Source organism: Corynebacterium sp. LK2510, assembly GCF_040946405.1.
Taxonomy (GTDB): Bacteria; Actinomycetota; Actinomycetes; order Mycobacteriales; family Mycobacteriaceae; genus Corynebacterium.
On sequence record NZ_JAYWLR010000029.1, the window covers coordinates 1 to 11762 of the forward strand.

9 protein-coding genes are annotated in these 11762 nt (G+C 66.6%); 3 read left to right on the forward strand and 6 right to left on the reverse strand.

Translation table 11 applies throughout. The features are described from left to right. Positions 1-232 precede the first annotated feature (232 nt). The 6 genes from VVR41_RS10345 to VVR41_RS10370 all read right to left on the reverse strand — a co-directional run bounded on the left by VVR41_RS10345 (position 233) and on the right by VVR41_RS10370 (position 8813). Positions 233-451, reverse strand: a complete 219-nt coding sequence (locus VVR41_RS10345) for a PspC domain-containing protein (RefSeq protein ID WP_321103521.1) — start codon at positions 449-451, stop codon at positions 233-235. 141 nt (positions 452-592) lie between these two features. After that, positions 593-1105 (reverse strand): MarR family winged helix-turn-helix transcriptional regulator, encoded by a 513-nt coding sequence (locus VVR41_RS10350; RefSeq protein ID WP_321103523.1) that lies wholly within the window; start codon positions 1103-1105, stop codon positions 593-595. Positions 1106-1149: 44 nt separating this feature from the next. Beyond that, entirely contained in the window at positions 1150-3786 is a 2637-nt protein-coding gene (locus VVR41_RS10355; RefSeq protein WP_368524701.1) for an AAA family ATPase, read from the reverse strand. A gap of 4 nt (positions 3787-3790) precedes the next feature. Beyond that, the gene (locus VVR41_RS10360) at positions 3791-4921 is read right to left on the reverse strand and encodes an exonuclease SbcCD subunit D (RefSeq protein ID WP_368524702.1); all 1131 of its coding nucleotides are present in this window, start codon (positions 4919-4921) and stop codon (positions 3791-3793) included. 83 nt (positions 4922-5004) lie between these two features. Beyond that, the gene (locus VVR41_RS10365; protein ID WP_368524703.1) at positions 5005-5826 is read right to left on the reverse strand and encodes a hypothetical protein; all 822 of its coding nucleotides are present in this window, start codon (positions 5824-5826) and stop codon (positions 5005-5007) included. Beyond that, entirely contained in the window at positions 5826-8813 is a 2988-nt protein-coding gene (locus VVR41_RS10370; RefSeq protein ID WP_368524704.1) for a DEAD/DEAH box helicase, read from the reverse strand. Before VVR41_RS10370 ends, VVR41_RS10365 begins: the two co-directional genes overlap by 1 nt. A 122-nt stretch (positions 8814-8935) precedes the next feature. On the opposite strand from VVR41_RS10370, the gene putP reads away from it, so the two are divergent. The 3 genes from putP to VVR41_RS10385 are packed head-to-tail and all read left to right on the forward strand — an operon-like array spanning position 8936 to position 11680. Next, positions 8936-10531: a sodium/proline symporter PutP gene (gene putP, locus VVR41_RS10375; RefSeq protein ID WP_368524707.1), complete on the forward strand. Its 1596-nt coding sequence runs from the start codon at positions 8936-8938 to the stop codon at positions 10529-10531. A gap of 7 nt (positions 10532-10538) precedes the next feature. Beyond that, the gene (locus VVR41_RS10380) at positions 10539-11156 is read left to right on the forward strand and encodes an HNH endonuclease family protein (RefSeq protein WP_368524705.1); all 618 of its coding nucleotides are present in this window, start codon (positions 10539-10541) and stop codon (positions 11154-11156) included. A 38-nt stretch (positions 11157-11194) separates the two neighbouring features. Beyond that, positions 11195-11680, forward strand: coding sequence for a DUF2269 domain-containing protein (locus tag VVR41_RS10385; RefSeq protein WP_368524706.1), 486 nt, complete (start codon positions 11195-11197; stop codon positions 11678-11680). Positions 11681-11762 lie beyond the last annotated feature (82 nt).

The window sequence follows — 11762 nt, forward strand, 5'->3', positions numbered from 1 at the left end:
CTCGCAAGCGCTGGTGCGAAGGTGTCGCTGACGGTGCACCCAGGGCTCGTGCACCCGTTCGTCAACGCGTTTTACGTGTGGCGCGAGGCCAACGAAGCAATGTGGCAGGCGGTGGGCGCCATCCGCTTCGCTCTTGGGGTTACTGCCTAAAGACAGGTTCCCGCATACGACAACCGCCCACCCCGCGTTAGTTTCGATGCCGGTGCGGGATGGGCGGTTGAGTCTGGAAGCGCTACACGCCTTCGGGCATGATGACCCAGGCAACGATGTAGGCGATGATTCCGGGGAAGAACCCGGTCAGCGACAGCGCCACGAAGCCGAGGCGGACCAGGGTCGCGTCGATGTTGTAGCGCTGCGCGATGCCGCCGCAGACACCCGCGATCCAGCGGTCGGTGAGCGAGCGGGTGAGTTTCTTCGGCTGGTTGGTGAACGAAGCGTTAGACGAGGTCATCTCTCGGATTCCTTTCGGGTGAAACACGTATGTGGGCTAACAACTCCCATCCAACCGTGGACGCGCGCTCACCACAACGGGGAAACCCTGATTTACACCCTGAATTGTCTCAGCCAGCACCCCGAAGACGCAACCGCGACGCTACTGCGCGTTCGCCTCGGATGAGGACAACGATCCGGTGAAACCGGGTACACCGGGGACGTTTTTCACGTCCGCGATGCCCTGGAGGAACCGGCGCAGAGAGGGTACGTCCTCGGGATTGAGGTGGTCGAACACGATCCGGCGCACGCTCTCCACGTGGTCTGGCGCAGCCTGCTCGAGGCGCTTGAAGCCCTCGTCGGTCAGCTGCACAAGCACCCCGCGCGCGTCTCCCGGGCTCTTCGTCTTGCTCACCAAGCCGCGGCGCTCCATGCGCGTGACCTGGTGGGAGGTCCGGGAGCGGTCCCAGTCAAGCCCGGAGCGCAGCTCGCGCAGCCGCAGCTGCCGCTCCGGGGCCTCACTGAGCTGGACGAGCACGGCAAACTCCGAGGCGGAAAGGTCAGATCCCGTCTGCAGGGTCTCGTCGATGACGCGGTTCACTTTCCGAGACGCAGCGAGCAATGCGCGCCACAGCGACTGTTCTTCTTCGTTGAGCCAGCGCGGTGGGGTGTTCATGTGTTTGAAGATTACTACGCTCCTGTGGCAGTACGGAAACGTCCTTAGGAGCGCAGCTGACCGATCGAGTACCTGCGGGCCGCATCCACGCGATCGAAGCGGTGCGGATCGCAGGTGAGAACAAACACCTGGGTGCCGCGGCCCGCGCGGTTGAACAGCGAATTCATCAGTGCGAGGCGGCGCGGATCCGTCGCGCCGAGCGCGTCGTCCACCACCACCGGCACGGTGACGGAGCCGTTCTCGGAGCGGCCGGCGAGCTCCGCGATGGCGAAGCGAGTCAGGATCGCCATCTGTTCCTGCGCGCCTCCCGAGAGCCCTTTCAGCGCCACCGTGGTATCCCCCACGGTGCGCTCGGCGACTTCAAGGTCGTCATTAAGCGTGAACTCCACATCATGACCGAATACAACCGACGCGTGGCTGGCCAGCGCTCGGGCAAACGGCTGGGCGTAGCGGGCGCGCGCTTCGTCGCGGTGCCGACTCATGGTCTCCCACAGCAGCTTGGCCGCCTCCGCGCGGCGCAGGGTCCGGTCGAGCTGGGACTGCGCCGTCTCCAGCGCCGCCTCGGCCCGATCCGCCTGCTCTGCCACGCCGGTGGCGTGGTTGATGTAGCTGGTCAGCAAAAGGGTACGCTTCTCCGCGGCTTCACGGCGCTCAGTCAAAGCCCGCAGCCGGTTGTCGGCGCCGCATAGAAGCTCCTCTGCGAGCTCGGGGTTGACACTGTCAAGCTGCGCGGACAACTCGCGCGCTGCGGCCTCGGCTGTTGCGCGGGCCGTCGCCGCGGCGTCGCGAGACTTCACCAACTGCTCCTCGGAGGTCGCCTCCTCCGCGGCCGCAAGCTGTGCGGCGGCGGCGCTGCGCTCTGCATCCTTGAGTTCCTGCTGGGTTTCGAGCCGCAGCAGTGCGGTGGCTGCACGCTTTTCCTCCCACGGTTGCAGCTCGGCCTCGGCCTGCGCGACTGCCTTCTCGGCAGCGTCGCGGGCCGTCTCTGCCGCAGACAGGGCTTCCTCGGCGGCCCCGATGTCGAGGGCATCAGGGGCCCCGGCTTCGACGTTCGCCTCCTCGGCCTCGATCAGACGGGCAAGCTCCGCCCGCAGCGCTTGGATGTCTCGGCCGGCGGAGAGATCAGCCAACGCAGACCGCGCGGCCGCAACCTTGGATGCCTGGGCGGCGTGCTCGTCGCGCACGGCGCGGGCCGAATCGAGGTCAGCGCACCCGGTCGGGGCGAGTGCCTCGGCCAGCTCGCGCTCCGCTTCTTTGAGTGCATCACCCGACGCCGAATCACCGGCGCCTGCGCGGTAAACCGCTGTAAAGGAACCTAAGACAATTTCGGTTCCCTCGCGCAGGCTCAGTGTTGTCACCTCGCTAGTAGTGACTGCCCGTTCCTCGCCGTCGACTGTGATGGCCGCATCTGTTTCGGACACGACGTCGAGCTTGGCCGCTGTGGCCTCGGCGAGCCTGCGCTGCACCGCGACCTCCCCCGCCGCTTTCTCGATGCGGCGCACGTCATCCGCGGTCACGGGGCGCTCGGGTTCATCCCGATGCAACCGCTCAAGCTCGGCTCCCGCCTCGTCGATGGCGGCGAGCAGCTCGCCCAGCTCCGCCCGGCGCGCGTGCGAGCGAGCTCGGTCCCTCACCGTGCGAGCATGTGCCACGCCCTCGCGCGCCGCAGCCAGCTCGCTGCGGGACGCCTCGCGGGCGGCGACCAATCCCGCCACTGTTTCCGACTCCTCGCTCGCCCTGGCACGGGCGGATTCGATCTGTTCGGCGAGCTTTTCCCCATCAGCCTCCAACTCGGCTAGGTGCTCGCGCGCGTCGACGCGGGCGGCGAGGTCGTCCTCGGCGCGGGAGGCGTCGATCGTGGCGCGCTCCAGCGCCTCGCGCGCCGCCTCGGCCTTCTCCCGTACGACACGGGCTGCGGCGACTTCGCTCTCCCGCTGCGCGAGCTCCTCGCGCGCGCCGGGAAGCTCGGCGTCAGCGGCGGCGATGTCCGCGTTTTTGCGGTCGACTTCGTCGACGGCGTCGGCAAGCTCGCGCACCTCCGCCCGCTTGGCCTCGACCTGCGCGGTGAGCTCGTCGACCTCGGTGCGAAGCCGCTTCAGCGCGATCTTCTCCTTGCCCTTCTGGTCGTAGTAGCGCTGGTACTCCCGGGCGATGCGCGCGGTCAGTTCGGTGTCTTCCGCCGCGGTCGCCTCGCCACCATCGCTGGAGTCGAGGGCTCGGGTGACCGACGGAATGCCTGCGGCAGCGATACCTGGTTCGATCCCGCCCTGGCGCAGGAACAGGGTGCGCACCAGGTCGGCATCGAGGTGTTCGTGGAGAATCGCGGCAAGCTTATCGTCGGCCTCGCGCCCCGTGAGTTGTTGGCGCTGCGGCGCGGTGATGTGGAGCTCGGACAGTTTTCGGCGCCGGAAACGTTTATGCGCGGTGAAGGTGTACGGCCCCACCGTCGCCGTGAGCGTCACCTCGGGGCCTTCGTCGCGCCCGATCGGCTCGAGCGAGCGGATGCTTTCCCTTGTTGACGAGTGCTTCTCGTTGAGCACGGCGTCGAGGGCATCCAGGATCGTCGATTTGCCGGTTTCGTTCTCGCCTTCTATGACGATGACGCCAGTCGCGGGGAGGTCGTGCAGTTCGAGGTGCCGAATGGCGCGCACGTTGTCGAGGACAAGGTCGTGAATCTGCACGGGGTTAAGCCTCCTTGGCCAGGCGGAACAGTAGGTTGACGGCATCGCGGGCGGTCCGGGAATCGCGGTCCTCGACAAGCTCACGCATAGCCGCAGAGACATAGCCGCTGACCGGCAGATCGGCCAGCTCCGCGTCGGTGGGTTCGAGGTGCAGGTTCATCAACCTGTCGCGCTCGTACAGCGCGGCGAAGACGGGCTCAAAATCGGCGATGCCCTCCTCCAGCCGCCGCGTGGCCTCCAGTCCGAGCGTGCCGTCGAGGGAGTACTTCACCACAGTGCGCGCCTTGTCCGGGTAGTCCGCCAAGGTACGCAGAATGTCGTCGACATCCTCGTCCGCGGTGACTTCCCAGTGCAGAGCATCGAAGGTCCAGGTGCCGGTGCGCACCTTCTCCACCTCCGCCTGCCCCTTGCGCAGCGTGACCACCAGCGCGTTTCCGGAGTCGGTTTCGTTGCCGGCAACACCCGGCCGGCGGTCGTGGAAGTCTGTCGTTTCGGGTGCCCCGGAGAACCACACCTTGCCGGAGGACCCGAGCGAGGCGGTGGAATGGGTGTCGCCGAGGGCGAGGTAGTCGATGGTGCCGTCGGCAAGCTTGGCTTCGACGTGCGCCAGATCAATCAGGTCGGGGGCGTACTCCCCCGTGCGCGACTCGGTCTGGCCGTGGCCGACGGCGATGCGCAGCGCGTCGGTGGGTCCAAGCGGGCGCAGCGCCTTGGCCACTAGGTCCTCGGAGGCGTACTTCGCGGTCAGCGGTGCGCCGACGAGCTCGACGCCCTCGCGCACCTGAACCACATCGAAGGAGTCGAGCACGCGCACGGTATCGAGGTCGGCGGTGTGGGCAAACATCGAATCCGCCACGAGCGGGTCGTGGTTGCCGGGCAGGAGGTAGACGGGAACAGGAAGCGCCTTGAGCGCCTCCAGCGCGCGCCCGCGAGTCTGCTTCTCCAGCGAGTTGTGCTCGAAAACGTCACCGGCCACGACGATGAACTCGGCGCCGCGCTCGGTGGCCAGCTCACCTAGGCGGGTGACGGCGGTGAGGCGTGCGTCGTCGAAACGCGACTGCGCCTCCGGCGAGAGGAACTTGCGCGTCATGCCCAACTGCAGGTCGGAGGTGTGAATGAAAGTCACGGCATCCATGTATTCCATCTTTAGCACGCACCCCGGACATCAACCCCAGGAACGCATGCCGCAGCGTTCGAACACTCCCCGATAAGTCACAGCTAGGACCGCGTCAGCTCGTCGTACAGGTCCTCGATGTCGGCCACCGCGCGCATCTGGTCGATATTGGTAAACGACACCGTCTGCATCGCCTTGTGCAAAAGGTCGAGGTCAGAGTCGTCGACCATCGGGGCGACCTTCGGGCGCGGCAGGTCCGGCAGGGTGCGCCCCGACCAGAAGTATGCAGAGCCTTCGGCGGAATTCTCTCTGGCCACTGCCGTCGCTTGGTTGCGCACGCCCTGCTCGATCATGGGCAGGCTCAGGTTGCGCAGGCTGAACAGGATGGACGGGTCGGCGTCGAGAAGCTCGGCGGCCTTGTCCGCCACCGCAACCGCGTGTTTGCACACGGGCGCACTGTCTGGGCATGTGCAGTAGAAGCGGATGCTGTCCGCATCGGGTGCGAGGAGGACCTCGAGTACCTCGCTGCTGAGATCGCCACGCTTAGCCTTCTCCACTGACCCGGCCTCGCGCGCGAGCATTTCCAAGGCGAGTTGGATGTCGTGCGCGCTGCGCCTGGGCAGCCGGATCGATACGGCAAACGGGTCGTTTTGGCTGCCAGTGACCAAGCCGTCGAAGCCGCCGGGCAGCGGCGTGACTTCGATGACTTTGCCCTCCTGCACGTACTGGCGCCCTCGCTTCGCGCGGCCTGCGTCGGTGCTGCTCAGCGCAGCCGTCGATAAGCGGCGCGCAGCCGGCGTCACACCCACCACGGGCAGCGTCTCACCGCCCGGCGCGGTCTCCTCCGGTCCGCGGACCCGGCGCTTCGCCCCGAAGTTGGCGTAAATGACGTTGTCCTCGCCCGGACGTGCACGGTTGTCTGCCATTACTCCTGCCCCCTGTAGCTCATCAGCTGCGCGAGATCCTCAGTGCCCAGCTCAGTGATCCAACCCTCGCCCTCACCGACGACGGTGCCGGCGAGGTGCATCTTCCCGTCGAGCACGTCCTGGATGGATTCTTCCAGTGTGCCGCGCGTGATCATCTTGTACACGGTGACGTTCTTGTTTTGCCCGATGCGGAAGGCACGGTCGGTCGCCTGATTCTCCACGGCTGGGTTCCACCACCGGTCCATGTGTATGACCACGGAAGCAGCCGTGAGGTTGAGCCCGGTGCCGCCCGCTTTGAGCGAGAGGATCATCGCGCGCGGCCCATCTGGCTCCTGGAAGCGTTCAACCATGGTGTCGCGGGCGGATTTGCCCACGCCTCCGTGGAGGAACGGCACGATTTCGCCGAGGCGGTCCGATAGGTACGGCTGCAGCAGGTCGCCGAAGGCCTTGTATTGGGTGAAGATGAGCACGCGCTGGTCGGAGGCGATGGCTTCGTCGAGAAGCTCCATGAGCAGCGCCACCTTGCCGGAGCGGTGCTTGCCTTTGACCGTCACCGGGGAGCCGTCGCCGAGGAAGTGCGCGGGGTGGTTGCAGATCTGCTTGATGCGCGTGATCGAAGCGAGCACCAGACCCTTACGCGCCATGCCCTCGCGTTTTTCCAGCTCAGCCGTGAGGTCCTCGACGAGCGCCGTGTAGAGCGCGGCCTGCTCCGCGGTCATGTCGACGGCGCGCACGCTTTCCAGCTTCTCCGGCAGGTCGTCGATAATTGCGGGGTCTGTCTTGAGGCGGCGCAGGATAAACGGCGCGGTGAGCCGCTGCAGGCGCTCGCTCATTTCGTCAGCAAGCGCCTCGTCGCGACGCGTCTCGATCGCCTTGGCAAAGTGGTTGCGGAAAAAGGACTGCGAGCCGAGCATGCCGGGGTTGACAAAGTCGAGCAGGCTACGCAGCTCGCTGAGCTTGTTTTCGATCGGTGTGCCCGTCAGCGCGATGCGGTGTCGCGCGGGGATCGCTCGCACGCTTTTCGACGCCCGCGTGCCCGCATTCTTGATCGCCTGCGCCTCATCCAGCACGACATGGTACCACTCGACCTTCGCCAAAGTGTCGACGTCGCGCGAGACCACTCCATAGGAGGTGATGAGGATGTCCGTCTCCGCGATCGCGCTAATAAGTGCTTCTTTCTTCAACCGGTCGGAGCCGTGGTGGACCCGGGCGCGCAGCGAGGGCACAAAGCGTGCCGCCTCGCGCGCCCAGTTCCCCACCACCGAGGTCGGCGCGACGATAAGCGTCGGCCCCGTGGCCCTGCCCGCGGCGCGCTCGACGGCGAGCAGGGTGAGCAGCTGCAGTGTTTTTCCCAACCCCATGTCGTCGGCAAGCACGGCCCCGAGGTGGTTGCGCGACATGTAGGTCAACCAGTCCACCCCGCGGCGCTGGTAGTCGCGCAGCTGCGCCTGCACCGTCTCGGGCACCTCCACGCGCTCGGGCGCGGGACGGTCCATTCCCCCGACGAGCGAGGTGAACCACGGCGAGCCCGCGAATTCCACTGGCTCGTCCACGCTTGATTCGAGTGCGAGCTGGCGCAGCTGGCCCGCGGTGACCACGCCCGTGGTGTCGGACTCGCCAGATTCTGATTGCCCGGCAAGCGCGGCCATGTAGCGCTTCGTCTTCGCCAGCGAGGCAGTATCGGCGAGCACCCACTCGCCGCGCAGCTTGACCAGCCCGGACTTCGAGCGCACCAGCTGCGCCATCTCCTCATCGGTGAGCTCGACTCCGCCGACGGAGAGGCGCCAGTCGTAGGCGACGAGCGTGTCGAAGTCGAAGTTCGTCGTCGTCGACGCGTCGTGCGGGTCGTCAGCCTTGGCAACCTTGAGGGTCGCAGTGGTCTCGGCGGTGGACCAGGACCGCGGCAGCATAACCGCGAACCCGCGCCCGCGCAGCCGCAGCGCGTCGACGGTGACGAAGCGGACGATCTCCTCGGTGCCGAGGTAGACGTCCCACTCCCCGTCGTCACTGCTCATCGGCGTCCACGGCAGGCGCGGGTGGGCGGCGGGATCGAGCAGGCCCGAGACCTCCGCCGCACGCGCGAACGCCTTGCGCAGCGTCTGGGCGGTCTGGGCATCGTAGTCGGCCAGCCGGATCGGGCGCGGGGAATCTGTGCCAGCGCGCACCTGCACGCGCACCGGCCACTGCACCGTACTGCCCTGTGCTGCACCATCCAGCGAAGCGCCCTCGAGCGGCTCCGCCGGCTGCTCGACGATGAACACCAGCTGCAGGTTCACCGCCGTAATCGAGCCGTTCCACTCGCTGACCCGCAGAGACAGCTGCCCCCCGCCGCGGCGCAGCGGAGCGGAGTAAAGCAGGGAGTTGACAAAGTCGTGCCACGGGTACGGGCGGGTGTCCTCCTGGACCTCGCGCAGGCGCGCCGATGCCGCCCAGTGCACAAGCGTCTGGGCGATGTTCTCGCTCAGGCTCGGGTTGTTCACCGTGAGCACGCCGGGCGCGGCGGCGATCATCTCGGCGAGCCAGCCGCGCTCCTCCACGCCGGTGCCGAGCTGCCACTCGGCAAACCAAGACCCGTCGCGGTACGGCACGTGAATACTCACACGGCCAGCCTTAATGAACTGGGTGATCCCCGTATACGCGCGGATGAGCCAGTACAGATCCGGCGCGATCGACTCGCGCTGAGCTGACGAGGCCGCCGGGGAGCGGTCGTCCAGAAACGCCAGCGACGCCAGCGCCGCGACTGCCTGGTCCGGGGCGAACGCGGCGGTGGGCACCTTCAGATTCACCTGGCGGCCGCGGGGAGTCTGCAGGCGCACGCGGGCGCGGTGGCGAAAGTGGACGTCGTCAAGCAATGCCGCGACCGCGGGAGGAAACGTGCCCTCCGGCACCTGCGAGGGCATCACGATCTTGTGGCCTTCCACCTGCTCAACCCACAGGTTGAGGCCGGACTCCGCCAACCAGAGCCCGTGCAGGAGGAATTTTGGCATAACCTCCCTTATACCATCACCGCCCTATTTTCCCCGGCTCAGCGCCTCGCCGAAAGTTTCGTGCAGTACCCTCAGTGGGTTCCGTAACACCCCCGCTAACCCTTCCCCGCTTGGAGGACACTGTGACCGACAACTTCTGGCTCGTGCTGGCCATCGTGCTGTATTTCGGCGTGATGGTCGCCATCGGCTTCTACTCGTGGCTGCGCACTAAGAAGTACGACGACTACGTTCTCGGCGACCGCGGCCTGTCCCCCTTCGTGGCGGGCCTGTCCGCCGGCGCCTCAGACATGTCCGGCTGGCTGCTGATGGGCCTGCCCGGCGCCCTCTACGTCGCCGGCATGAGCGAGCTGTGGATCGTGTTCGGCCTGTTCATCGGCACCTGGGCGAACTGGAAGTGGATCGCGCCGCGACTGCGCTCCTACACCGAGGTGGCGAACAACTCGATCACCCTGCCGTCCTTCTTTGAAAACCGCACGAAGGACACCTCGCGCCTGCTGCGCCTGGTCTCCGCGGTGATCATCATCGTGTTCTTCACCTTCTACGTCTCCTCCGGCATGGTCGCCGGCGGGCGTTACTTCGAGTCGACGTTCCAGGGCGACTACACCACCGGCATGCTCATCGTCGGCTCGATCACCGTCCTTTACACGTTCATCGGCGGCTTCCTCGCTGTGTCCTACACCGACGTGGTCCAGGGCGCGCTGATGTTTCTCGCGCTGCTCATCGTCCCGGTCATGGCGCTGTTCGCGCTCGACAACGCCGGTGACATCTTCACCTTCGCCTCCTCCAACGCCTACGGCCCGTGGCCGGAGGGCAACCCGACCTACTTCAACCTGATCGCAGGCGTGTCCGCAGCCACGATCATTGGCAACCTCGCCTGGGGCCTGGGCTACGTCGGCCAGCCTCACATCATCACCCGCTTTATGGCGCTGCGCTCCCCGTCCGAGGCTGCCTCCGCACGCCGCACCGGCACCTTCTGGGTGTTCATCTGCTACCTCGGCGCGATCTTCACTGCGCTGGTGTCCACGGTCTACTTCGCAGAGCAGCCCGCGAGCGTGACCGATCAGGCCGGGTACGAGACGATCTTCCTCGACCTCGCCCGCATCATGTTCCACCCGCTGGTCGCCGGCATCATCCTCACCGCGGTGCTCGCCGCGATCATGTCCACGATGTCCTCGCAGCTGCTGATCACCTCCTCCGCGCTGATCGAAGACCTCTACCGCATCTTCGCCCGCTCGGCCCCGACCCACAACACCCTGCTGATCCTCTCACGCACGATGGTTGTTCTCGTCGCAGCCCTGGCAATGGCCATGGCCTTCAACCCCTCTGACACGATTCTCGGCCTCGTCGGTTTCGCGTGGGCGGGCTTCGGCGCGGCCTTCGGCCCGGTTGTCGTCGCAGCGCTTTACTGGCGACGCCTCACCGCCGCCGGCGCGCTCGCCGGCATGATCGTCGGCGCCGCCACGGTCTTCATCTGGGGCTCCTCGGCCGTCCTGTCCGGCCTGATCTACGAGATCGTCCCGGGTGTCGTCCTCGCCACCCTCGCGATGATCGCAGTCTCCCTGCTCACCCGCAGCGCACCGGGTGCGGAGGAAGAGTTCGACACAGCTATCGACGTCACCGAGCACGCCATGGGCAACCCGGACATCACCTTCGCCGAGGCGCTCGAGACCACCCGCACCACCCGCCGAGGGAACCCGGACGCCACCCCGGCTGTCTAAGAGGGGCGTGCGTTTCTTCCTCGCCCTCCTTATCGTTTTCACCGTCGCCGTCGCGCCGTTTCCCACTGGCCGCTCGCTCTCGCTTCCCGCGCCCGAGCAGCTCGACTACCGCGCCAAGGTCCTCGGCTACTCCCGCGAGGAGTTCGGCCCCGGCTGGGCCCACGTCGACGGCGAATGCTCAACTCGCGACGTCGCCATGGCCGCCGCTTTCGCAGCCCCCAGCTGCGCCGATCTCCCGGGCGATGCGCAGATCCCGCCGATTACGGACCCCTACACCGGCGAGCCCTTGCGCCCTGGGGATGTCGAGCTCGACCACCTCGTGCCCCTGGCCGCCGCGTGGGACCTCGGGGCGCACGCCTGGCCACCCCAGCGCCGCGTCGAGTTCGCCAACGACCCGCGCAACCTCGTTGTCACCTCTGCTGCGGCCAACCGCGCTAAGTCGGACCAGCTGCCCAGCGAATGGATGCCCCCGAATTGGCGAGCGCGCTGCGCGTACGCGCGCCAGCTCGTTGCAGTCGCCGATACCTATGATTTAGCCATGCCCGTTGCCGACATGCGCGCGAGCCGGCATGCCTGTTCCGGCATCTCCGGGTTGATTGGGCGCAACCACCTCGCCGACGGCTGACTCCGCCGGCGCACCAGCCGTACCGTATGGTGGGTGTCATGACTACAATTCTGATTTTTGCCCACGTCGCGGCCGCAATTTTGCTCCTCGGCCCGGTCATGGTCGCAACGTCCATGTTCCCCAGTGTTGCCACTGCCGCCAACGCAGGTGGCGAGGAAGCCACCGGCCGCGCTTCGATCCTGCACACCATTACCTCCCGCTACGGCGTGCTCTCCGTGCTCGTTCCGCTCCTCGGCGGTGCAGTGCTGGCCTTCAACTGGGATTACTTTAAGACCAACTACTGGCTGCACACCGCAATCATTGTCTCGGTCATCGCCTGGGCAGTCCTGTTTGCCATGGTGGTGCCCCAGCAGCGCAAGATCATGGGCAGCCTCGGCGCGCTCTCGCCTGCCGACGCCGACCCCTCCGACCGCACCGCTAACTTCGAAGGCTCCAAAGCGAAGGCCGCCGCCGGCGCCGGCATCTTCAACCTGCTGTGGTTCATCGCACTGATCCTGATGTTCATGCCGCACCCGGGTGTCTAGCTCCTCGACACTCCGCCTCAGCGAATAACAAAGCGCGCCCACTCCGCGAGGAGTCGGGCGCGCTTTGTTGTCTCTCTAGGCG

Bases quoted from the DNA above. Each gene is read 5' to 3' on its own strand.
- VVR41_RS10345 (WP_321103521.1), bottom strand. From the start codon at position 451: ATGACCTCGTCTAACGCTTCGTTCACCAACCAGCCGAAGAAACTCACC.
- VVR41_RS10350 (WP_321103523.1), bottom strand. From the start codon at position 1,105: ATGAACACCCCACCGCGCTGGCTCAACGAAGAAGAACAGTCGCTGTGG.
- VVR41_RS10360 (WP_368524702.1), bottom strand. From the start codon at position 4,921: ATGGATGCCGTGACTTTCATTCACACCTCCGACCTGCAGTTGGGCATG.
- VVR41_RS10365 (WP_368524703.1), bottom strand. From the start codon at position 5,826: ATGGCAGACAACCGTGCACGTCCGGGCGAGGACAACGTCATTTACGCC.
- VVR41_RS10370 (WP_368524704.1), bottom strand. From the start codon at position 8,813: ATGCCAAAATTCCTCCTGCACGGGCTCTGGTTGGCGGAGTCCGGCCTC.
- VVR41_RS10385 (WP_368524706.1), top strand. From the start codon at position 11,195: ATGACTACAATTCTGATTTTTGCCCACGTCGCGGCCGCAATTTTGCTC.